This window comes from [Actinomadura] parvosata subsp. kistnae (genome assembly GCF_900323885.1).
GTDB lineage: Bacteria > Actinomycetota > Actinomycetes > Streptosporangiales > Streptosporangiaceae > Nonomuraea > Nonomuraea composti.
On sequence record NZ_OOHJ01000024.1, the window covers coordinates 37,798 to 59,022 of the forward strand.

At 72.1% G+C, this 21,225-nt stretch carries 18 protein-coding genes and 1 pseudogene; 11 read left to right on the top strand and 8 right to left on the bottom strand.

Going from position 1 to position 21,225, the window contains the following annotated elements; translation table 11 throughout:
- Window positions 1-8: 8 nt before the first annotated feature.
- Window positions 9-905, top strand: a complete 897-nt coding sequence (locus KIS93_RS54100; RefSeq protein WP_080038982.1) for a transposase — start codon at window positions 9-11, stop codon at window positions 903-905.
- Between the two features lie 218 nt (window positions 906-1,123).
- Here KIS93_RS54100 and KIS93_RS54105 read toward each other — a convergent pair whose 3' ends face one another.
- On the bottom strand, window positions 1,124-2,458 hold the full coding sequence (locus tag KIS93_RS54105; protein ID WP_080038983.1) for a recombinase family protein: 1,335 nt from the start codon (window positions 2,456-2,458) through the stop codon (window positions 1,124-1,126).
- Window positions 2,418-5,672, bottom strand: a complete 3,255-nt coding sequence (locus KIS93_RS54110) for an efflux RND transporter permease subunit (RefSeq protein ID WP_080038984.1) — start codon at window positions 5,670-5,672, stop codon at window positions 2,418-2,420. Before KIS93_RS54110 ends, KIS93_RS54105 begins: the two co-directional genes overlap by 41 nt.
- Window positions 5,673-5,777: 105 nt before the next feature.
- On the opposite strand from KIS93_RS54110, the gene KIS93_RS54115 reads away from it, so the two are divergent.
- On the top strand, window positions 5,778-6,338 hold the full coding sequence (locus KIS93_RS54115) for a MarR family winged helix-turn-helix transcriptional regulator (RefSeq protein WP_080046765.1): 561 nt from the start codon (window positions 5,778-5,780) through the stop codon (window positions 6,336-6,338).
- An 88-nt stretch (window positions 6,339-6,426) separates the two neighbouring features.
- Here KIS93_RS54115 and KIS93_RS54120 read toward each other — a convergent pair whose 3' ends face one another.
- Together KIS93_RS54120 and KIS93_RS54125 are read right to left on the bottom strand one after the other, a co-directional pair.
- Window positions 6,427-8,715, bottom strand: coding sequence for a HelD family protein (locus tag KIS93_RS54120; RefSeq protein WP_080038985.1), 2,289 nt, complete (start codon window positions 8,713-8,715; stop codon window positions 6,427-6,429).
- A gap of 106 nt (window positions 8,716-8,821) precedes the next feature.
- Window positions 8,822-9,553: a class I SAM-dependent methyltransferase gene (locus KIS93_RS54125; RefSeq protein WP_080038986.1), complete on the bottom strand. Its 732-nt coding sequence runs from the start codon at window positions 9,551-9,553 to the stop codon at window positions 8,822-8,824.
- A 312-nt stretch (window positions 9,554-9,865) separates the two neighbouring features.
- On the opposite strand from KIS93_RS54125, the gene KIS93_RS54130 reads away from it, so the two are divergent.
- Window positions 9,866-10,627, top strand: a complete 762-nt coding sequence (locus tag KIS93_RS54130; RefSeq protein ID WP_080038987.1) for an SDR family NAD(P)-dependent oxidoreductase — start codon at window positions 9,866-9,868, stop codon at window positions 10,625-10,627.
- Window positions 10,628-10,635: 8 nt separating this feature from the next.
- Here KIS93_RS54130 and KIS93_RS54135 read toward each other — a convergent pair whose 3' ends face one another.
- Both KIS93_RS54135 and KIS93_RS54140 read right to left on the bottom strand, forming a co-directional pair.
- Window positions 10,636-11,301, bottom strand: coding sequence for an alpha/beta fold hydrolase (locus KIS93_RS54135; RefSeq protein ID WP_080038988.1), 666 nt, complete (start codon window positions 11,299-11,301; stop codon window positions 10,636-10,638).
- 82 nt (window positions 11,302-11,383) lie between these two features.
- Window positions 11,384-11,854 (bottom strand): pyridoxamine 5'-phosphate oxidase family protein, encoded by a 471-nt coding sequence (locus KIS93_RS54140; RefSeq protein WP_080046766.1) that lies wholly within the window; start codon window positions 11,852-11,854, stop codon window positions 11,384-11,386.
- 120 nt (window positions 11,855-11,974) lie between these two features.
- On the opposite strand from KIS93_RS54140, the gene KIS93_RS54145 reads away from it, so the two are divergent.
- From KIS93_RS54145 to KIS93_RS54165, 5 genes are all read left to right on the top strand, one after another.
- Window positions 11,975-12,520 (top strand): dihydrofolate reductase family protein, encoded by a 546-nt coding sequence (locus KIS93_RS54145; protein WP_080038989.1) that lies wholly within the window; start codon window positions 11,975-11,977, stop codon window positions 12,518-12,520.
- Between the two features lie 70 nt (window positions 12,521-12,590).
- Complete coding sequence (locus tag KIS93_RS54150) at window positions 12,591-13,811, top strand: PP2C family protein-serine/threonine phosphatase (protein ID WP_080038990.1); 1,221 nt, start codon at window positions 12,591-12,593, stop codon at window positions 13,809-13,811.
- Between the two features lie 58 nt (window positions 13,812-13,869).
- Window positions 13,870-14,769 (top strand): aldo/keto reductase, encoded by a 900-nt coding sequence (locus KIS93_RS54155; protein ID WP_222108012.1) that lies wholly within the window; start codon window positions 13,870-13,872, stop codon window positions 14,767-14,769.
- A gap of 48 nt (window positions 14,770-14,817) precedes the next feature.
- Window positions 14,818-15,564 carry an alpha/beta fold hydrolase gene (locus tag KIS93_RS54160; RefSeq protein WP_080038991.1) on the top strand — a complete coding sequence of 249 codons (747 nt, stop codon included), beginning with the start codon at window positions 14,818-14,820 and terminating at the stop codon, window positions 15,562-15,564.
- A gap of 378 nt (window positions 15,565-15,942) precedes the next feature.
- On the top strand, window positions 15,943-16,977 hold the full coding sequence (locus KIS93_RS54165; RefSeq protein ID WP_246005508.1) for a hypothetical protein: 1,035 nt from the start codon (window positions 15,943-15,945) through the stop codon (window positions 16,975-16,977).
- Window positions 16,978-17,009: 32 nt separating this feature from the next.
- Here KIS93_RS54165 and KIS93_RS54170 read toward each other — a convergent pair whose 3' ends face one another.
- Window positions 17,010-17,663, bottom strand: a complete 654-nt coding sequence (locus KIS93_RS54170) for a TetR/AcrR family transcriptional regulator (protein WP_155127381.1) — start codon at window positions 17,661-17,663, stop codon at window positions 17,010-17,012.
- Window positions 17,664-17,750: 87 nt separating this feature from the next.
- Here KIS93_RS54170 and KIS93_RS54175 point away from each other — a divergent pair, with 87 nt between their 5' ends.
- The 3 genes and pseudogenes from KIS93_RS54175 to KIS93_RS68595 all read left to right on the top strand — a co-directional run bounded on the left by KIS93_RS54175 (window position 17,751) and on the right by KIS93_RS68595 (window position 20,116).
- Window positions 17,751-19,055 (top strand): cytochrome P450, encoded by a 1,305-nt coding sequence (locus tag KIS93_RS54175; RefSeq protein ID WP_080046768.1) that lies wholly within the window; start codon window positions 17,751-17,753, stop codon window positions 19,053-19,055.
- A 462-nt stretch (window positions 19,056-19,517) separates the two neighbouring features.
- A pseudogene (locus KIS93_RS68590) lies at window positions 19,518-19,868 on the top strand (NlpC/P60 family protein); the annotation flags it as partial.
- Window positions 19,869-19,939: 71 nt separating this feature from the next.
- Window positions 19,940-20,116, top strand: coding sequence for an NlpC/P60 family protein (locus KIS93_RS68595; RefSeq protein ID WP_335673941.1), 177 nt, complete (start codon window positions 19,940-19,942; stop codon window positions 20,114-20,116).
- An 18-nt stretch (window positions 20,117-20,134) separates the two neighbouring features.
- On the opposite strand, the gene KIS93_RS54185 is transcribed toward KIS93_RS68595, so the two are convergent.
- Window positions 20,135-21,223, bottom strand: a complete 1,089-nt coding sequence (locus KIS93_RS54185; protein WP_186404999.1) for a ferritin-like domain-containing protein — start codon at window positions 21,221-21,223, stop codon at window positions 20,135-20,137.
- Window positions 21,224-21,225 lie beyond the last annotated feature (2 nt).

A 21,225-nucleotide genomic window follows, 5' to 3' on the forward strand; every position in this document is an offset into this window, starting at 1 on the left:
GTCGGTGTGTGAAGACAGACTTGGACGCCCTTCTGATCGCACTCTATGTGTATCTGGACGATCACGTGATGCCTTCGCGGGCACGGCCTCGCGGACGGGGCCGGCCCCCGGTGCTGACCCCCGCCGAGGCGGTGGTCGTGGCGGTGGCTCAGGTGCTGCTGCGCTGCGATCAGGAGCGCTACTGGCTGCGGATCGCGGCGGCCCGGATCGGTCATCTGTTCCCGCGGCTGCCCTCCCAGGCCGTCTACAACCGGCAGCTGCGCGATCTGGGCCCGCAGATGTCGGCGGCGGCCTTGTGGATCGCCCGCCAGATCCCCACCTGGCACGAACCGCTGCGCCTGATGGACGGCACCCCGGTCCGATGCGGCGCCTCACGGGTGACGGTCAACCGCTCCAGCCTGGGCGAGATCGCCGGATACGGCATGGACAAGTCCCACCACGCCTTCTACTGGGGCGCCAAGCTGATGCTCATCACCACCGCCGACGGCGCGGTGACCGCCTTCAGCCTGGCCTGCCCCAAGGACCTCGACGAACGCAAGCAGGCCCTGCACCTGCTGCACGTCACCCCGATCGCACCCGGGCCGTGCCCGATCGTGTGCGACAAGGGATTCGCCGGCGCCGGCATCGAGAAAGCCGCCGCCGACCTGGGCCACCAGCTGATCCGGCCAGCCCGCGAAGACGAGCCCGGACCCGCCCTGCCCTTCCCCGGCTGGCTCCGCCAGCGCATCGAAGCGATCATCTGGACGCTGAAGAACCAACTCGGCCTCGAACGCCACAACGCCCGCCACACCGACGGCCTCTGGGCACGCATCAGCCAGCGTATCCTCGCCCTCAACGCCGTCATCTGGCACAACTGGACCATCGACGCTCCCGTGAAACCATCCGTGATCGCCTACGATCACTAACCCAAATATCACATCAGCGATCTAGCTCGCATCGCTCCCAAAATGCCGTCCTTCACCTCATCGAGCCGCAGGCGGCTCTGCAACGGAACCCATTTCGGCTTCGCCTCGAACAACGGATGCACCCACAGCCACGCCGGCGCGTACGGCGGCTTCTCGATCTCCAGCTTGGCGACGATCCAGCACGGCGAGCGTCGGCCACTCCTCGATAAGCCCTCGCATCACCGGAACGGCCTCCGCGGGTCCATCCTCGGCTCAACCACCTGTTCCGGCTTCAACGCCTCCGACAGCCGATCCCGTTCGGCCAGCAACTCGTCACGCACACGTACGTAGGAGTCCTCAGGCAGCAGACCCTTCGCGAACTGCATCGTCTGCCGGTCCAAGTCCCCGTTAACGCGCGCCAGTTCCTTTTGGAGCCACTCCAGGTTCGATTCCGGCCGCGAAGGTTCCGGTGCAACTGCGAACGACTCGGCCGCCGCCTCGATCTCGGGCGCCCACTCCGCGAGCAGTTGCAGCAGCGCGTCCTCCACGGCCTTCAGCGGCGCGAACCGCGACTCGCACACCACCTCATCGCCCCGGGCCCTTGAGCCGCAGATGAAGCCCTTCTGATGCCGGTGCAGGTGCATCCCGCCGCCGCAGTGCCAGCAGCCGATGAACCCGGTGAACTGGTGCACCGAGTGCGACGGCCGTGTGACCTTGGCGTCCCTCAGCGCGACGAACCGCTTCCACAACTCGTCGCCGATAAGAGGGGCGTGCGCGCCCGGACGAAACACTCTCCGCTGACAGCGGGACGCCTTGACGCACCTGCACTCGGGATCGTGAATCTGCAGCAGGCCCGCAGCGAAACCGCGGTCCATGACCTGGCGGACGATCTCGGCACTCCACGGCCGACCGCCCTCGGTGGTGAACCCGTGACGGTTCAGCCGCGTGGCCAGCGCGGCGAAGTTCTGATCGGCCACGTACGACTCGTAGCAGCCAGCGAACACCTGGGCTGCTCCGAACTGCACATCGGGCTCGTAGCGTTCCTCGCCATCGGAAGGGTCGCGCAACGTCCGCTTGGGATCGAGCGGGTGCGGCTGCCGCCCTCGCCGCACGTACCCGAAGTACTCGCCTCCGAAGGGAGGCAACCCCCGCGCCAGACGGTTATGAAACGCCTCCGCCCACTGCTCGCCCGCCCGGTCGCTCTCGAAGGCGGCCAGCTCCATCAGCATGCCCCGTGTGAACTTGCCGACCGCAGTAGTGGCGTCCACCTCTTCCGTGGCAGACACCAGCTCACCGCCCGCAGTCTCCAGCCGAACGAGGTTGAGCTGATTGCCCATGCGGTTACGGCCAAACCGGGAGTACTTCCGCATCAGGATCGCCTTGGCAGCACCCTTCTCCACCTGAGAGATGGCCGCCATGTTCGTCCGCTGGAAGTTCCTCCCGGACATGTCAAGATCTTCTACCCGGCCGCCATCCGGCCAAGCGCCCGGCGGGATGAAGTAACCCCGCCGGGCGGCTAACGCTTCGATGGCATCACACTGGATTGCTGGCGAGATCTTTTCCTCCAGCATCATCGACACTCTCACGTACGCGATGGCTGGGATTAGCGTGGCGCGGTCCTCGATCACGCTTCCGAGTTGTAACAACCACAAGGGTGGGGACCAGAATCAGGGTGAGCAGGGTCGAGGAGATCAGGCCGCCGATCACCACGATGGCCAGCGGCTGCGAGATGAAGCCGCCCGAGCCGGTCACGCCCAGCGCCATCGGCGTCAGCGCGCAGATCGTGGCGACCGCGGTCATCAGGATCGGGCGCAGGCGGCGCCGGCCGCCCTCGATGACCGCCTCGACGACGCCCATGCCCTGATCGCGGTACTGGTTGATGAGGTCGATCAGCACGATCGCGTTCGTCACGACGATGCCGATCAGCATCAGCATGCCGATCAGCGCCGGCACGCCGAGCGCAGTGTCCGTGGCGACCAGCAGGCCGATCGCGCCCGTGGCCGCGAACGGGATCGACACCAGCAGGATCACCGGCTGGATGAAGCTGCGGAACGTCGCCACCATGATGAGGAACACGATCGCGATCGCGGCCAGCATCGCCACGCCGAGGTCGGAGAAGGCGTCGGCCTGGTCCGCCGACACACCCCCGATCTTGTACGAGGCGCCCGCCGACAACTGCAGCCCGTCGAGCTTCGCCGTCAGGTCCTGCGTCACGGCGCCGAGGTTGCCGGAGTCGGCCGCCTTGGCCGAGACCGTGGCCGAGCGTTCGCCGTCGATCCTGGTCACCTGCGTCGGGCCGGCCACCTCGCGCACGTCGGCCACCGTCGACAGCTTGACCGTGCCGCCGGCCGTGGCCAGCTTCAGGTCCTCGATCGCCTTGATGTCGTCCGGCGCGTCCGCGCCGCGCAGCACCAGGTCGCTGGCGCGGCCGTCCAGGGTGATCTGGCCCAGCGGGGCGCCGCGGAAGGCCTGCGCGACCGCCTGCCCGACCTGCGCCTCCGACAGGCCGCGCTCGGCGGCCTCCTCCCGGTCGACGACGACCTCGACGCGCGGCGCGCTGGTCTCCAGGTTGGAGGTCAGGTCGCGCAGCCCGGACACCTCGCCCATCGCGGTCTTGACGGCGTCGGTGGCGGTGCGCAGCGTCTCGGTGTCGGGCGCCTGCACGATCACCTCGATCGTGTCGGAGGCGAACCCGCCGCCGCCGGACCCGCCGACGGTGACCTCGCCGACGCCCGACAGGCCCGCGATCTTGTCGCGCAGCGCCTGCTCGACCGTCGCCGTGTCGGCGTCCTCCTTCAGGGTGACCGAGTACGAGGCGCGGTCCGCGCCGCCGCCGGTGCCGCCCATCATGGCGTTGCCGCCGCCCACGTTCACCTGGTACGTGTCCACGCCGTCCTGCCCGGCCAGCACGTCCTCGACCTTCTTGGCCGCCTTGTCGGTGGTGGCCAGGTCGGTGCCCACCGGCATGCGCTGCGAGATCGACAGCGTGTTCTGGCCGGAGGAGTCCAGGAAGTTCGTCTGCAGCCCGCCGGCCAGGCCCATCGTGCCGACGAACACCGCCACGCCGATCAGGATCGTCACCAGCTTGAAGCGGGTGGCGAAGCGCAGCACCGGCAGGTAGGCCCGCTGCAGCGGCGAGCGCAGCTCCTTGGCCTCGGCCTCCTCGCGCTGCTTGCGCGCCTCCTCCGGCGTCAGGTCGGGCGCCTTGAGGAACCAGAACGCCAGCACCGGCACCACGGTCAGCGACACCAGCAGCGAGGCCAGCAGCGCCACCGTCACCGTGATCGCGAACGGGCTGAACAGCTCGCCCACCATGCCGCCGACCATCGCGATCGGCGCGAACACCGCCACCGTCGTCAGCGTCGAGGCCGTCACCGCGCCGGACACCTCGCGCACCGCGGCCAGGATCGCCTGCAGCTTCGCCTCACCGTAGGCGAGATGCCGTTTGATGTTCTCCAGCACCACGATCGAGTCGTCCACGACCCGGCCGACGGCGATCGTCAGCGCGCCCAGCGTCAGCATGTTCAGCGAGTAGTCGCCCGCCCACAACACGATCAGCGCGATCACGACCGACAGCGGGATCGACACCGCGGTGACCAGCGTCGAGCGCACCGACAGCAGGAACACCAGGATGACCAGCACCGCGAACGCCAGGCCCAGCAGGCCCTCGGTGGTCAGGCTCTCGATCGACTGCTCCACGTACGGGGCCTGGTCGAACACGACCGACACGGCCGTGTCGGAGCCGTCGCCGAGCGCCTTGGTCAGCTCCGGCAGCTTCTCGGTGACGGCGTGCGAGATCGCGACCGCGTTGCCGTCGGGCACCATCGTCACCGACACGCCCAGACTGGACTTGCCGTCGGTACGGGTGATCGTCGTGGCGTTCGCCAGCCCGCGCGTGATCGTGGCCACGTCCCCCAGCTTGACCGGCTTGGGCGGCTTCGGCGGCGCGACCGCCTGCTGCGGCACCTGCCCACGCCCCTGCGCCTGCGCCTGAGCGGCCTGAGCCTGCGCCTGGGCTTGAGCTTGGGCCTGCTGCTGGGCGGCCGAGGGCTGGGCGGGCGTCAGATAGAGGTTCTTCAGCTTCTCCACCGAGTCGACCCGCGAGCCGACCTGCACCGACAACGACTTGTCGTCGGCGGTGAGCGTGCCGGCCGGGATCGGCGTCCCGTTCGCCTTGAGCACGTCGGGGATCTGCGCCGCCGAGACGCCCTTCTGCGCCATCTTCTTGGTGTCCGGCTCGATCGTGACGACCTCGTCGCGGGTGCCGGTGATCGTGGCCTCCCGTACGCCTTCGACGCCCTGCAACTCCGGCACCACGATGCGGCGCAGCTTGTCGGCCATCGCCCGCTCGTCGCCGCCGTCGCCCACGGCCAGCACCAGCACCGGGATGTCGTCGGTGTTGCCCGCCACGACCTGCGGGTCCACGCCGTCGGGCAGCGTCACCCTGCTGATGGCCTGCTGCATCTTGTTCAGCGACGACTCGATGTCGGTGCCGTACTCGAAGGCGACCTGGATCTGCGCCAGGCCCTCCTTCGAGGTCGAGGTCATCTGCTCCATCCCGGTGAGCCCCTGGAAGGAGTCCTCGATCGGGGCGGTCACCTGGTCCTCGACGATCTCGGGCGACGCGCCCGGATACGACGCGACCACGAACGCGCCCGGGAACGACAACGACGGCAGCAACTGCTGTTTCAACTGCGGGATCGTGAACGCGCCGAACGCGGTGATCACGACCGCCACCAAAATCACCAGGCTCCGGTTGACCAGGCTCAACCGAGCAAATGCGGTCATAGGGTCCCCTCCCAAGAGTTCGCCCCAGACTAACACTTTGCCTTGTACGAATATTTAGATCACTCAAGCGTTCCTGATAACCTTCTCAGGAAGCGAGAGGTGAGCGTGAGCAACGAACGCGAAGACCTGATCCGCCGGATCACCGAGACACAGCGAGGCCTGGCACGGCTGTTCGCCCAGCACCGATCCCCCCTGTTCAGCTCCAACCTCACCATGAGGCAGCTCAAGGTCATCATGATCCTGTCCATGAACGGCTCCGCCTCCGGCCAGGACCTGGCCCACAACCTCGGCGTCGGCCTCGGCACCGTCACCGGCATCGTCGACCGGCTCGTCGCCCAGGGGCTGGTCAGCCGGCACGAGGACCCGCACGACCGCCGCGTGCGCCGCGTCGAGCTCACCCCCGCGGGCGCGAGCGTCATCGAGGAGATCAACAACGCCGGCATCCAGCAGTACCGGCGCATCATGGAGCACCTCGACACCGAGACCCTGCGCACCCTCGACCACGTCACCCGCACCATCCGCGACGTCGCCGACAAGCTCGCCTCGGACCAGACAGACCCGGACAAGACAGATCCAGACAAGACAGACCCGGACAAGACCGGCCCAGAGACGGCCGGCCCGGACGGGCCGGCCGTCCCAGGCGAGCTCGCCCCTGACAACGCGTGAGGCGCCGCGCCGGTTCCGGCCGCTGCGGGGTTTGCTCTCAGTGGTTTGTGCGACTAGCCCCGACCCGGCGCCTTTACAAAGTAGATTTCTACGCCAGGCGTGACAGCACACGCGGCAGCTCGCCCTCGTACACCACCGTCAGCCGCCGCGTGGCCCGGGTCACCGCCACGTACAGATCCTGCCCGCCCATCGGCGACTGCCCGATGATGCCCGCCGGATCCACCACCACGACCGCGTCGAACTCCAGCCCCTTGGCCTGCCCCACCGTCAGCACCACCACCGGCGCGTCCAGGTCCCCCGCCGGGAAGAGCCGGGCCACCTCAGCGTGCCGCGCGTCGGGCGTCAGGACGGCCAGGCGGCCCTGCTCCGCCCCGGCGCCGATCTCGGCCAGCTCGCCGGCCACCAGCTCCGGCAGCCCGGAGACCGGCATGCGCACGGCGCGCGGCTCCGCCTCGCCCTCGCGGACCGACTCCGGCGGCTCCTGGTCGGGCGCGAACGCGCGCAGCACGTCGGCGGCCACCCGCATGATCTCCACCGGCGTGCGGTAGTTGACCAGCAGCCGCTCTTCCCGCCAGCGGCCCTCCAGGTACGGGTCCAGCACCTCCGCCCACGAGCGGGCCCCGGCCGCCGAGCCGGTCTGCGCCACGTCGCCCACCACGGTCAGCGACTTGGCCGGCACCCGCCGCATGATCATCCGCCAGGCCATCGGCGACAGCTCCTGCGCCTCGTCCACGATCACGTGCCCGTAGGCCCAGCCGCGGTCGGCCGCCGCCCGGTCGGCGGTGGTCAGCTCCAGGCCGTCGTCGGCGTGCCGCCCGGCCAGCACGTCGGCCCGCTCGAACAGGCCCGACTCGGCCACGCCTGTCACGGTCAGCACCTCGCGCGCGTACAGCTCCTGCTCGGCGACCTCCTCGCCTTCGAGACGGGCCGCCACCCGCCGGGCCGAGTCGTCCTCGCCCAGCAGCTCGGCCGCCTCGTCCAGCAGCGGCACGTCCTCCACCGTCCACGGCGCCTGGCGGGGGCGCAGCAGCGCCTGCCAGTCCAGGCCGGGCGGCGCCGCCCGGCGCAGCAGCTCCGGCGAGGCCAGCAGGTCGGCCACGAACTCTTGCGGCGTCAGCTCCGGCCACAGCCCGTCGACCGCCCGCCGCACCGCGGGCTCGCCCCACAGCCGCTGCGAGGCCAGCTCCAGGTCCAGCTCGTCGAGGTCGCCCTCCAGGTCGAGTGGCTCGCTCAGCTCCGGCTCGCCCTCGATGACCAGGTCCTCGATGTGCAGCGACTCCTCCAGGGCCCGCGCCTCGGCCTTGGCCAGCTCCTTGAGCAGCTCGGTGACGTACAGCTTGCGTGCCATGTTGTGCGGCAGCCGCACCGCGCGCGCCCGCTCGCGCAGGCGCGCGCACGTCTGGCGCGGCACCCGCAGCCGCAGCCCGTCGAGCTCCACCACCAGGTCGTCCTCGGGGACGGGCCGGCGCAGCTCCAGCGCCGCGGCCACCACCTCCGCCATCCGCGGGTCGCCCTTGACGACGGCGGTCCGCGGCTCGTCGGCCGCCGAGGCCCGCACGCCGGGGAACATCTCGCCCACCGTGGTCATCACCACCTGCGTCTCCCCCAGCGCGGGCAGCACCTGGCCGATGTAGCGCAGGAACATCGGGTTGGGGCCGACCACCAGCACGCCGCGCCGCTCCAGCGTGTCGCGGTGGGTGTAGAGGAGGTAGGCGGCGCGGTGCAGCGCCGCGACCGTCTTGCCGGTGCCCGGGCCGCCCTGCACGACCAGGGCGCCCTGCAGCGAGGCGCGGATCACGCGGTCCTGCTCGGTCTGGATGGTGGCCACCACGTCGCCCATCCGGCCGGTGCGGCCCCGGCGCAGCGCCGCCAGCAGCGCCGCCTCGCCCACCAGCGTGCGGCGGTCGCCCTCGCTCATCCGCTCCAGGTCGAACACCTCGTCGTCGATGCCGACGACCACGCGGTCCTTCAGGTGCAGGTGCCGGCGCCGCACCAGCCCGCCCGGGTCGGTGGCGGTGGCCACGTAGAACGGCCGCGCCGCCGGCGCCCGCCAGTCGATCAGGACCGACTCGTGCGACTCGTCGCGCAGGCCGATCCTGCCGATGTACGTGCCGGCGCCCGCGGCGTCGTCGATGCGGCCGAAGCACAGGCCGCGCTCGACCGCGTTGAGCTGCGCCAGGCGGCGCGCCTGCTCCGAGGCCAGTGCCTCGCGCTCGACCCGCGCCTGTTGGGTGACGGCGATCGAGCCGCTCGCGTACACCTCGCGCAGCGTGCGCTGGGCGTTCTGCCGGGCCGCGTCGAGCCGCTCGTAGAGCCACGACACGGTGCGCTGTTCGGTGTCAAGGGCTTGCGCGAGACCATCTTGACGATTAGTCATTCGGTGGTATACTCCTAACAGGAGGTCTGTGGGAGCTCATAGTGGAGAATGGTAATCCTCGAGCTTAGACCCGCCTGCCGCCGTCGCGCAAACCCCTCCGTGCGGTTCAGGCCGCCGTCGTCCTGCTGAACAGCGCCGACAGCAGGAAATCCGCGCCGAAGAGCGGCCCGCCGGGCGGCTGCGGCGTCATCGGGCGCAGCTCCACCTCGGTGTAGTCCGCGAACAGCCAGCGCAGCTCCTCCGGCGTGTACGCCAGCCCCCCGTGCAGCTCGCCGTCGCGGTACAGCTCCTCGTCGCTCTGGTCCGACCCCATCCGGCCGGCCGCGAAACACGTCACCCCCAGGTGCCCGCCCGGTGCCAGCACCCGCTCCAGCAGCGCCCGGTAGCTGACCCGGCGGTGCGGCGGCAGGTGGTGCAGGCAGCCCGAGTCGTACACCAGGTCGTACGGCCCCGCCAGCTCCGGCGCGGTGAACGCGTCGCCGCACACGAACCGCACCCGGACCCCCGCCTCCTGCGCGCGCTCCCGCCCCCACGTGACGGCGGCGGGCGACAGGTCCACCGCGTCCACCTCGAACCCGCGCGAGGCGAGGAACACGGCGTTCCTGCCCGGCCCGCAGCCCAGGTCCAGTGCCCGGCCGGGCGCGAGCAGCCCCCGCTCCACGTAGGAGGCCAGGCTCTCGTCCGGGCCCGCCACGAAGAACGGCACCGGCTTGGACCGGTCGGCGTAGAAGCCGTCCCACCAGGTGGAGGCGTTGCCCGTCCACCGGTCGGCACCGGCGGCGAACATCGTGTCCATCAGGGCCAGGACGTCGTCGATCGTACGGATGGTGCGCTTCACTCGGGATCTCCGGAAGGTAGAGGGGGCCGCCCCGCGCGGCCCGACCCTCGCGATCCTACGGCCATCGGCCCTTGTTTTCCCTGGTCAACGCGCCCTTCCGGGGGCCCGGGAAGGCGCCGTGGACCGCCCTTCCCGCGGGCCCCGGACCGTGCTTCGCGCAGGGGGGTGCGCGCCCGCCGTCCGCGCGTCCGGAGGCGGGGACGGGCCTTCCAGCGCGGCGCCGGCACCCGTCCCGGGCGCGGCCGGCTGTGCTGTTGGTCACACCGAGGGCGGCGCGTTCCGGCTGGACGGCGGGTGCTAGCTTTCTCCAGCATGTCGGACTATCTGCGGGAGCTGTTCTCCCTTCACGGCCGGCGCGCGCTGGTGACCGGCGGCAGCTCCGGGATCGGGTACGCGGTCGCCGAGGCGATCGGCCGGGCCGGGGCCGAGGTCGTGGTGGTGGCCCGCGGGCGGGACAAGCTGGAGCAGGCCGTCGCCCGGCTGCGCGGGCACGGCGTCACCGCCTCCTGGATCAGCGCCGACCTCGGCGAGCGCGACGACGTGCGGCGGGTGTGCGAGAGCGCCGGCGTCATCGACATCCTCGTCAACGACGCCGGCAACAACATCCGCAAGCCCATGGCCGACCTGACGGCCGGCGACTTCGAGCGCACCCTCGCCGTCAACTTCACCGCCCCCTACCTGCTCGGCCAGCACTTCGGGCCGCTGATGGCCGCGCGCGGGTGGGGCCGCATCATCAACGTCGGCTCCCAGCAGTCGATCAGCGCCTTCGGTGACAGCGGCATCTACGGCGCCGCCAAGGCGGGGCTGGCCGGTCTGACCCGCTCGCAGGCCGAGGCGTGGTCGGCGGCCGGGGTGTGCGTGAACACGATCATCCCCGGCTTCGTGCTGACCCCGCTCACCGAGCCCGCCCAGGCCGTGCCCGGCCGGGTGGCGGCGATGGCCGCGCGGCACATGGCCGGGCGCAACGGGGTGCCGGAGGACTTCGCGGGCGCCGCGGTGTTCCTGGCGGGCAACTCCTCCTCGTTCGTCACCGGCCAGATGCTCTTCGTGGACGGCGGCTTCTCCGTCCACTGACCCCCCGGTCAGGCCACGCCGGTCAGGAGGTCGAGGAGGGCCTGGGGCGCGTCGCGCATGAGGTTGTGCCCGCCGTCCAGGGCGTGCGTGGACCACGCCGGATCCTCCCGCAGCCGCTCGTAGGTGGGGGTGAACGGGGACGGGCCGTCCCAGCCGGTGGCGTAGGCGTAGACGCGGCGGCGGATCCGCTCCAGGCCGCCGGTCAGGCGCAGCGGCTGCATCACGGAGGCGAGCGGGTGCGCGGTGGCGCGCACGTCGAAGAACGGCAGCGGCCGCACCGCGCAGCCGGTGTCGTCGACGTCGGCGTACCACTGCCGCTCCCGCTCGGAGACGAGCTTCCAGCAGGAGTCGCCGTCGCCCGGCACCATGGCGTCGAGGTACACCAGGGCGGAGACGCGCTCCGGCACGCGGTCGGCAACGCCGGTGATCACCATGCCGCCGTAGCTGTGCCCCACGAGCACGACGTCGGTCAGGCGCTCGGCCTCCAGGACGGCGGTGACGTCGTGGAGGTGGGTGTCGAGGTTGACCGTGCCGTGCAGCAGGTGGGCCCGCTCGGCGACGCCGGTCAGGGTCAGCGGGTAAACCTGGTGCCCGCGGGCCCGCAGCCGCCCGGTCAGCTCCTCGTAGCACCAGCCGCCGTGACACATGCCGGGGATCAGGACGTAGGTGGCCATCACGACTCCAGAGATCGAACCGTTCGGTACGATCTCCGACGATAGCAGCACCGGACGGCGGCGGGCGCCTTTACGTTGTAGATTACTTACGGCGGAACTCCCGCTCCCCCACCCCCTCACGCCACGCGGTGATGACGAGCTCGTCACCCTGCACCCTGGTCCACGCCACCTCGGTCAGCTCGACGCGGAACAGGTGCGAGTCGGAGCCGGAGATGCCGTAGGCGGCCCGCTCCTGCTCGTCGGTGGTCTCCACCGCCCGGCCCGACAGCTTCAGATCCCCCTCCCAGGAGGACGGGTCAGTGCGGTCGGGGTCGCGCGAGGTGACGTGGATCGCCATGCGCGGATCGCGCCGCAGGTCGGCGGCCTTGACCGAGCCGGGCATCGAGCCTGTCCACAGCTCGCCGTCGTGCAGCTTCGTCTCGATGCCGCTCACCCTCGGCGAGCCGTCCTTGCGCAAGGTGGCCAGCACCTTGTGCGTGTAGGTGTCCATCAGCCGCCGGGCGGCCTTCGCCAGCTCCGGCGCCTGGCTCTCGAACTCCTGCCATGAAGCCATGGCGCCCATCATGCCGGGCGCGGCCGACAGAATCCGCCCCTTCCTGAATCGGCGTTTACAAACGTGGGCCCGGCTCGCTAGGTTTGTAAACGAAGGGTCATTTACTAATGGGGGGGACGCATGCCCATCAGCCGTTCGTTCCGGTGCTCGGTGTTCATCGGGGTCAGCCTCGACGGGTTCATCGCCCGCCGCGACGGCGATCTGCACTGGCTCACCAGCAGAGGCGAGGCCGCCGGGAGCGACCTCGGCTACGAGGAGTTCATCGCCGGCATCGACGCCGTCGTCATGGGGCGCGGCACGTACGAGCCGGGCCGCTCCTACGACCCGTGGCCGCACGAGGGCCGCCACTGCGCCGTCCTGAGCAGCACCCTGCCGCCGGACGCCGACCCGCGCGTCACCGTCCACCGCGACCTCGGCACGCTGCTGCGCGAGCTGGAGGAACGCGGCACCAAGAGCGTGTACGTGGACGGCGGTCAGGTCATCCGGACGTTCCTGCGCGAAGGGCTGATCGACGAGCTGACCATCACCACGGTGCCGGTGCTGATCGGCACGGGCCTGCCGCTGTTCGGGCCGACCGGCGGGGACATGCCGCTCGTGCACCTGGCGACCAGGGTGTTCGGGGCGGGCGTCGTGCAGTCCTCCTATGCCGTGGACCGCACCACCTGACCCGGCCCCTCGCCAGGGCACCTACCGCCGCCAGATGGGTAGGAGGCTTGAAGGTGCGAGGGGGTGGGAAATGCGTAGCGACGGTCAGAGCGACGGTGAGCGTGCCCTTGGCGGCCTGCTGGAGGCCATGCACCTGGCCGGCATGGAGGACCTGCCGCCCCAGGCGAACGAGCACGCCCGCACGGCCGGCTTCTCCCACGCCGTCATCTACGCCACCGACCTGCAGCAGCAGCGCCTCGTGCCGCTGCCGGGCCAGCGCGACGCCGCCGGGCGGCCGTTGGAGAGCCTGCGCATCGACGGCACCATGCCGGGCCGCGCCTTCCGCGCGGTGACGATCGTGCGCGCCCGCTCGCCGCACGACGAGCGGACGCCGATGTTGTGGCTGCCGCTGCTGGACGGCACCGAACGGATCGGCGTGCTCGGGCTGGGCGTGCCGCGCGACGGGAAGCTCGCCGAGACGCGGGCCAAGGACCTGGCCTCGCTGGTGGCGCTGCTGGTGATCAGCAAGCGGCCGCACAGCGACTCCTTCGCCCGGCTGGTACGCGCCCGCCCGCTGACCCTGTCGGCCGAGGTGCTGTGGAACCTGCTGCCGCCCGGCACGTTCGCCAACGACGACGTCGTGATCAGCGCCGCGCTGGAGCCCGCGTACGAGATGGGCGGCGACGCCTTCGACTACGCGCTCGACGGCGAGACCCTGCACCTGTCGATCTTCGATGCGATGGGGCACGACGCCTCGGCCGGGCTGACCGCCACCATCGCCATGGCCGCCTGCCGCAACAACCGCCGGCACGGCATGGAGCTGGCCGGCCTCGGCGACGCGATCGACGCTGCCATCAGGGAGCAGTTCAGCGGCCGATTCGCCACCGGCATCCTCGCCGAGCTCGACCTCGGCTCCGGGCAGCTCACCTGGGTCAACCGGGGCCACCATCCGCCGCTGGTGCTGCGTGACGGCCACCTGGTGGCCTCGCTGGGCAGCGTGCCCGACCCGCCGATGGGCTTCGGCCTGACCGTCTCCACCGGGCCGCTGCACTACCAGCTGGAGCCGGGCGACCGGCTGCTGTTCTACACCGACGGCGTCATCGAGGCGCAGAGCCCGGACGGGGAGTTGTTCGGGCTGGAGCGGTTCATCGACTTCGTGGTGCGGCGGGAGGCCGACGGGATGTCGGCGCCGGAGACGCTGCGCCGGCTCATCCAGGCCATCCTCGCCCACCAGCGGGGGCGGTTGCAGGACGACGCGACCGTGGTGACGGTGGAGTGGCAGACGCGGCGCCGCTTCCAGCTCGTCCTCTGATCCCGGCACATGGGATGATCGCCCGCATATCGTACAGATCACGAGAGAGGCGGACAGGGTGCCAGAGCAGCAGGCGCGCCGCGTGCCCGGGACGGACATCCCGCTGGAGGCGATCACCCTCGGCACGTCGGCGCTGGGCCGCGAGCCCGGCGGCGAGCGGCTGGCGCGGGAGCTGGTGTCCGGCCGGTTCCGGCAGCTCGACACCTCCAACGAGTACGCCGGCGGGCGCAGCGAGACCCTGATCGGCCAAGTGATCGGCGACGGGGTGACGGTGTTCTCCAAGGCCGACCGCGACCCCGGCACGGGCGTCTTCGACGGTGACCGGGTGATGCGCTCGTTCGAGGAGACGATCTCCCGGCTCGGCGTCTCCACGCTGCCGGTCTACCACCTGCACGACCCGTTCACGATCACGGTGCGGGAGGCGATGGCGCCGGGCGGCGCCGTGCCGGCGCTGGTGGCGCTGCGCGAGCAGGGCCTGGTCGGCGCCATCGGCATCGCCGCGGCCGGCGGCACGCTGGTGGAGGACTACATCCGCACCGGCGCCTTCGACGCGGTGCTCACCCACAACCGCTACACGCTCGTCGACCGGAGCGCCGAGGACATCCTGCGGCTGGCCACCGAGCGGCGCATGCTGGTCTTCAACGCCGCGCCGTTCGGCGGCGGCATCCTGTCCGGCTCGCCCCGGCACGCCTCCCGCTACGGCTACCGGCCGATCTCGCCGGAGTTCGGGCGGCACGTGGAGAAGGTGCGGGAGCTGTGCGAGCGGTGGGGGGTGGCGCTGCCGGCGGCGGCCCTGCACTTCTCGCTGCGGGAGCCGCGGGTGCACTCCACGGTGGTCGGCATCACCTCCGTCGAGCGGCTCAAGGCGCTGGACGCCCTGGTGGACGCGGTGATCCCGGACGGCTTCTGGGAGGAGCTGGAGGCGCTGGGGGCGCCGCCGCCGTCCCCGGTGGACTGAGCGATCGGCCTGCGGGTAGGGGCGCTGGTTCCTGAGGGGAGGACAGGCGTGCCGCTCGAAGCGCTGATGAGCACCGCCCTGGGCATGCGGGTGGCGGCGTGGCGCAGCCGGGGGCCGGGGCCCGCCGTGGTGTGCGTGCACGGGGCCGGGGTGTCGAGCCGGGAGCTGCTGCCGTTCGTGCGCGCCATGGGCGTCACGCACGACGCCTGGAGCCTCGACCTGCCCGGGTTCGGGCGCAGCGAGAAGCCGCCGGCGCCGCTCACGCTGACCGCGCTCGCCGACACCGTCGCCGGGTGGCTGCGCGGCAGCGGGCTGGAGCGGCCGTGCCTGCTCGGTGGGTCGTTCGGCTGCCAGGTGGCCGTGGACCTGGCCGCCCGGCACCCGGGCGTGGCCGGCGCGCTGGTGCTGGTCGGGCCGACCGTGGACGCGCGCTCGCGGACGCCGGCCCGCCTGGTCGGCCAGTGGCTGCGCAACTCGGTGCGGGAGAGCCCGCGCATGCTGCCGCTGAACGTCGCCGACTACGCCGACGCCGGGCCGCGCCAGGTGCTGGCCGCCTTCGGCACCTCGATGCGCGACCGGATCGAGGACAAGCTGCCGCACGTCGGCGTGCCCGCCCTGGTGGTGCGGGGCGGCGCGGACCGGATGGTGAGCCAGGCGTGGGCCGAGGAGGTGACCCGGCTGCTGCCGAGGGGAAGGCTCGTGGTCATGGACGGGCTGCCGCACATGGTGCCGTACAAGGATCCCGCGGGGCTGGCGCGCGAGGTCGCCGCGTTCCTGGAGACGGCCGCGTGGTGAGGCCGCACAAGACGGAGGCCCCATGAGGGCGCAGAAGGCGGTGGCCTCGTTCGACTCGGCCACCGGGATGCTGCGGGCGCTGTCACGGTTCCTGCACGACCGGGACGTGCCGATGCTCGGGCAGGGCCCGCGCGCGCTGGAGCCGGTGGCCGCCGCCGTGGCGGGCGCGGCGGCGCGGCTGCCGCGCCCGGCCAAGGAGAAGCTGTACGCGGCCGGCGGGTGGGCCGAGGCGGTGCCGCCGCGCCGCGTCCCCGGCATCCGCTCCGAGGAGCTGGCCCGCTGGGTGAGCGGCCACTACCCGCGCGGCCCGTACCCGGTGGCGTTCATCGGCTCCTCCAACGGCGCGCTGGTGCACCTGGCGGCGGCGCTGCGGGCGCCGTGGCTGCCGCAGACGCTGCTGCTGCCGGTCCGGCGGCACGGCGTCGGCCCGACGACCCGCGCGGCGACCTGCGGGCGGCCCGCGCGGCCGGGCAGGCGCTGCTGGCCGCCAACCCCGACCTGGTGCTGCACCACATGCACGACGCCAACCAGGACCGGCTGATGATCGCCGGCATGACGTACTTCCGGGTCAAGTGGCGGCGGCTGCCCGAGGCCTACCGGCGCTTCCTGGAGGAGTCGCTGCCGGCCGGGGCGACGCTGGTCGTCTCCGAGTGCGGGCTGCGCCGGCCGGTCACGCGGGTGGGGCCCCGGTACGTGTTCCAGCACGGCGCGCTGGGCGGCGCCACCCCGCGGGAGTACGAGAGCGGCGGGCCGCGCGTGGCCGCCTACCTGGCCCGCTACGGCGCCGGCCGGGACCGCTGGGACTATCCGCCGGCCGACGGCGACGCCCCGGAGGCGGAGTGGGGGTTCGAGCCGGAGCTGCTGGGCGACCTGGAGGAGCTGGCGGCGCGCAACGGGTGGCGGCTGGCCCGGCTGCGCCACGCCGAGCCGGAGGACCTCAGCCCGGTCGTGGCCGAGCTGTACCGCGACTGGTACCGGCGGCGGGGGCTGCCCGCCGACCGGCTGCTCGTCGAGTGCTTCCTGCTGCTGGAGCCGTGGTGGGCGCTGCGCAGCGGGTCGGTGCCGTACTGGATGGTGTTCAACGCCGAGCAGTCGCACGCCCGCGCGATGGCCTACCTGGACGGGGCGGATCCGTTCGACGAGATCCGGCTGATGCTGTTCTCGCACGGGGTGGAGTCGGTGGGGCTGGCCGGGATCGGCGACTGGCGGCGGCTGCTGGCGCGGGCGCGCAAGGTCGGCGTGTTCACCGGCGTGGACACCCGCGCCTATCCGCGCGACTTCGCCGCGCTGATCCGCGGGCACCGGGAGCTGGCCAGGATCAGGACGACGTACCCGATGCCGCTGCCGCTGGAGTGGGAGGCGGCCGCGGAGTTCCTGGCCGGGCGCCAGGAGATCGGCTGGTCAGGCGGGTAACGGCAGCGGCGGCCCGCCGGTGATGAGGCGTGTCAGCGCAGGCGGCGGTCGAGGGCCGGGGCCAGCTCCGTGGTGGTCAGGAGCAGCGCGACGACGTACTCCACGAGGTGGTCGCGATCGGTGTCCACGTCGCCGCGCAGCCAGGCCGACAGCAGCTCCCACAGGCCGCTGACCACGGTCAGCGCGGTCATGGCGAGGTCGGTCTCGCCCAGGGGCACCTCGTCGAGCAGCTCGCGGGCCTGCTCGGCGTAGATGCCGGCCAGCACCTCGATGATCTTCCTGCGGCGTTCCTGGAGCAGCGGGCTGGCCGGGAACTCGTAGGCCAGCACGCGGGCGCGGCGCGGGTCGGCGGTCAGGAAGTCGACGATGGCGCTGACCACGGCCGTGGCGCGGGGCCGGGGGCGGCGCGGCGCCCGGCGGGCGACGGCCGTGATCAGGTCGGTGGCCTGCGCGGCCTGGTCGTCGACCACGGCCAGCAGCAGCGCGTCGAGGTCGGGGAAGCTCTCGTAGAAGTAGCGGTCGTTGAGCCTGGCCCGGGCGCACACGCTCCGTACGGTGGCGGCGGCCCACCCGCGCGTGCCCAGCACGTCGAGGCCCGCCTCCATCAGCGCGGCCCGCCGGGCGGCGCGGCGCTGCTCGGCGGGCACGCCGCCGTAGGGACGCAGGGAGGCGCGGTGGGGCGTCATGCCCCCGATTCTGCCGCAGCCCTTGACGCCCGCGGCGAATCTGGTGATGGTGAACACCAGATTAGGGAAGGCGGTGCCCCCGTGGTCATGGACAACCCCGCGGCCCTCACCCCGGCCGACATCGATCTGAGCGACCTGCGCTTCTGGGAACGGCCCGAGCACGAGCGGGCCCAGGCGTTCGCCATGCTGCGGGCCGAGCCGGGCCCGCGCCGGTTCGCCCTGCCGAAGGTGCCGTTCCTGCGGCAGGACCCCGGCGCGTGGGCGCTGGTGCGGCACGCCGACGTGGTGGCGGCCAGCCGCCTGCCCGAGGTGTTCAGCAGCGAGCCCAGCGCCACCAGCCCGACCGACCTGCCGCGCTGGATGGACGGCTGGTTCACCTCGATGATCGACATGGACGACCCGCGGCACGCCAAGATCCGCCGCATCGTCTCCCGCGCGTTCACCCCCAAAACCCTCGCCAAGGCCGAGCACGACATCGCGAGCCGCGCCAGGCGCATCGTGGACGACCTGATCGCCGGCGGCCCCGGCGACTTCGTCGCGCGCGTGGCGACGCGGCTGCCGGTCGAGGTGATCTGCGACATGCTCGGCATCCCGCCGCGCGAGCACGAGCGAGTCGTCCGCCTGACCAACATCGTCGTCGGCTACACCGACCCCGAGTACGTCGGCCGCACCGTCGACTACACCGCCGGCACCGCCCGGGTCGGCCGCCTGCGCACCGCCCGCCTGCTCGGCACGGTGTCGCTGGCCGGCCGGCGGCTGCACCGCCTGGCCGCCGAGCTGGGCCGGCAGCGCCGCGCCGCCCCCACGGGCGACCTGACCTCCGCCCTGGTCAACGCCAACATCGACGGCGAACGGCTGAGCCCGCGCGAGTTCGGCGCGTTCTTCCTGCTGCTGGTCGCGGCCGGGAACGAGACCACCCGCACGGCCCTGGCCCACGGGCTCAAGCTGCTCACCGACCATCCAGGGCAGCGCGAGCTGCTGCTGGCCGACTTCGACGCCCGCATCGGCGGGGCCGTGGAGGAGATCGTCCGGCACAGCACGCCGGTGATCTTCATGCGCCGCAACGTCACCCGCGACCACGAGCTGAACGGCCACCGCTTCAAGGCGGGCGACCGGGTGACGCTCTGGTACGCCTCCGCCAACCGGGACGAGAGCGTCTTTCCCGACCCCGACACGTTCGACATCACCCGCTCCCCCAACCCGCACGTCGGCTTCGGCGGGCCCGGCCCGCACTTCTGCCTGGGCGCGAACCTGGCCCGCCGCGAGATCACCGTGATGTTGCGCGAGCTGTTCACGCGGCTGCCGGACATCAGGGCAGGCGAGCCGGACCGGCTGCTGTCCAGCTTCATCAACGGCTACAAGCGGCTGCCCTGCACGTTCACCCCGGGATGATGCCGGTCACGCATGAGATGAACACCGGCCGCACCCGCCGCGTACCCCCTTGTGGAACGGCACGAAGGAGGCGGACGGGTGACGGTATCGGTCTCGATGTCGGCGAGGCTCGTGCTGGCGACGGCCCTGACCATGACCATGGCGGCCGCCGTCCCCGGCCCCGCCCGGGCCGACCCGTCGCCCGCCCAGGCCAGGGCCCGGCTGGTGAAGCTGAACGAGCGGGCCGACCAGCTCGTCGAGCGCTACAACCAGGCCACGGAGACCTACCGCGCGGCCAGGAAGAAGCACCAGGCCCTGGACGGCGAGCTGGCCGGCAAGGAGCGGCAGGTGGCGGGGCTGCGCGAGGAGCTGGCCGCGATCGCGGTGCACGACTACCAGTTCGGCCCCTCGATGGGCTGGCAGCACATCGCCGTCGGCGGGCGGCCCGAGGCGATGCTCAACGGCATGGCCGCCCTCGACCAGATGGCCCGGGACCGGGCGGCGAAGATCCAGGCGTTCGAGGAGGCCACCAAGGGGCTGCGCGAGCGGCGCGACCAGGCCAGGACCGCCCTGGAAGCGGCCGCGCGGGCCCGTGACGACGTGCGCGGCAAGCAGGAGGAGGTCGAACGCCTCGTCAAGGAGCAGACCAAGCTGCTGCGCCGGCTCGGCGCCTACCGCGACGGGAACCCGCGCAGCACCGGCATCACCTACACCGGCCCCGCCACCGGCAACGCCCGCGAAGCGCTCCAGTTCGCCTTCGCGCAGGTCGGCAAGCCCTACCGGTACGGCGGGACGGGGCCGGACAGCTTCGACTGCTCCGGGCTGACCCAGGCGGCCTGGCGGGCCGCCGGGGTGCGGCTGCCCCGCACCACCTACACCCAGTGGGCCTGGGGGCCGCCCGGCGCGTGCCCCTGGACCAGCTCCAGCCGGGCGACCTGCTGTTCAGCAAGGGGCTGGGGCACATGGGCATGTACGCGGGCGGCGGCCGGATGGTGCACGCCCCGCAGACCGGCGACGTCGTCAAGGTGGTCGATCTCGACGACTACTGGCGCGGCCGGCTCGTCGGCGCCATCCGGCCCTGAATCACTGGCCGATCGCCGTCACTGGCCGATCGCCGTCACTGGTTGATCACCGTCACTGGTTGATTTCGGCGCGGGTGAAGACCGGCCCGCGTGGCGGCCCGTCGGCGTGCCGCCCGAGATCGCCGGCGTGGCGGCCAGCATCTGCCCGGCGAGCTTGAGCTCGAACATGATGCCCATCGCCGCGTCGAGCCGCCCCGGCCGGCCGTCCACGCACCGCTGCAACGCGGTCAGCAGCCGGGTGAACGTGACCCGGAACTGGTGCACCCGCCGCCACCCCTCGGAGTTCCTGTCGAGGTCGTCCACCTGCTGGTTGGGGGTCAGCGGCCACACCCCGTCGGGGTCGAACGGGTAGGGCGCGCCGGTGTAGGAGAAGCCGGCGGGCGCGGACGGGTCGCGTACCAGGCGGCGGCCCTTGGCGATGGCGGCGAAGCGGTAGTAGTGGGCGATGTCGCCGTCGGGGTCGACCGGCGAGGTGGAGGTGCCCTCGCCCTCCTCGATGATGAGGTTGACGGCGCGGGCGGCGTCCTTGGTCGTCCTGATGGGGAAGAGCCGGTCGGAGCCGAACCAGGAGGGCGCCACCACCTGGCGGGTGACGTCGCCGGGCAGCACCGGGTCGGGCAGCGCGAGCAGCGCATCCACCAGCGTGCGGTAGAACTCGCCGATCGTGGCGAACTCGGGCGGTGCCCCCACCGCGCCCTCCTTCCTGAACACCAGGGGCTCCTCCGGCTCCTCGATCCGCATGAACACCCGCTCCATGAGGCCGCGCGAGAACGGCTCCAGCCCCACCACGAGGTCGTCGCCGATGCCGAGCGGCAGCGGCCCCGGATAGCGCGGCAGGAAGCCGGGCGCGTCGAGGGCGGGGCGGGCGCCGAGCGCGTTGAGCAGGTTGCAGCCGATGAGCAGGTGCAGCATCTCGTCCACGACGACGTCGTGGACGGCCCACCAGATGTCGCGGTTGCGGCCCGGCTTCAGCGACAGCATCGCGGTCAGGTACGGCGGGATCGTGGCGAACTCCAGGCGGACGGCGTCCTGGACCCTGGGGACGAGCTCGTCGGGCTTGCCGGCCCTGGCCACCTCGTCGACGGCCGCGCGGTCGATTCTCAGCATCG

What these genes read in the sequence shown, in the direction of transcription:
- KIS93_RS54105 (WP_080038983.1), bottom strand. Translation starts at nt 2,458, where the DNA reads ATGATGCTGGAGGAAAAGATCTCGCCAGCAATCCAGTGTGATGCCATC.
- KIS93_RS54110 (WP_080038984.1), bottom strand. Translation starts at nt 5,672, where the DNA reads ATGACCGCATTTGCTCGGTTGAGCCTGGTCAACCGGAGCCTGGTGATT.
- KIS93_RS54120 (WP_080038985.1), bottom strand. Translation starts at nt 8,715, where the DNA reads ATGACTAATCGTCAAGATGGTCTCGCGCAAGCCCTTGACACCGAACAG.
- KIS93_RS54130 (WP_080038987.1), top strand. Translation starts at nt 9,866, where the DNA reads ATGTCGGACTATCTGCGGGAGCTGTTCTCCCTTCACGGCCGGCGCGCG.
- KIS93_RS54135 (WP_080038988.1), bottom strand. Translation starts at nt 11,301, where the DNA reads ATGGCCACCTACGTCCTGATCCCCGGCATGTGTCACGGCGGCTGGTGC.
- KIS93_RS54140 (WP_080046766.1), bottom strand. Translation starts at nt 11,854, where the DNA reads ATGGCTTCATGGCAGGAGTTCGAGAGCCAGGCGCCGGAGCTGGCGAAG.
- KIS93_RS54145 (WP_080038989.1), top strand. Translation starts at nt 11,975, where the DNA reads ATGCCCATCAGCCGTTCGTTCCGGTGCTCGGTGTTCATCGGGGTCAGC.
- KIS93_RS54150 (WP_080038990.1), top strand. Translation starts at nt 12,591, where the DNA reads ATGCGTAGCGACGGTCAGAGCGACGGTGAGCGTGCCCTTGGCGGCCTG.
- KIS93_RS54170 (WP_155127381.1), bottom strand. Translation starts at nt 17,663, where the DNA reads ATGACGCCCCACCGCGCCTCCCTGCGTCCCTACGGCGGCGTGCCCGCC.
- KIS93_RS54175 (WP_080046768.1), top strand. Translation starts at nt 17,751, where the DNA reads ATGGACAACCCCGCGGCCCTCACCCCGGCCGACATCGATCTGAGCGAC.
- KIS93_RS54185 (WP_186404999.1), bottom strand. Translation starts at nt 21,223, where the DNA reads ATGCTGAGAATCGACCGCGCGGCCGTCGACGAGGTGGCCAGGGCCGGC.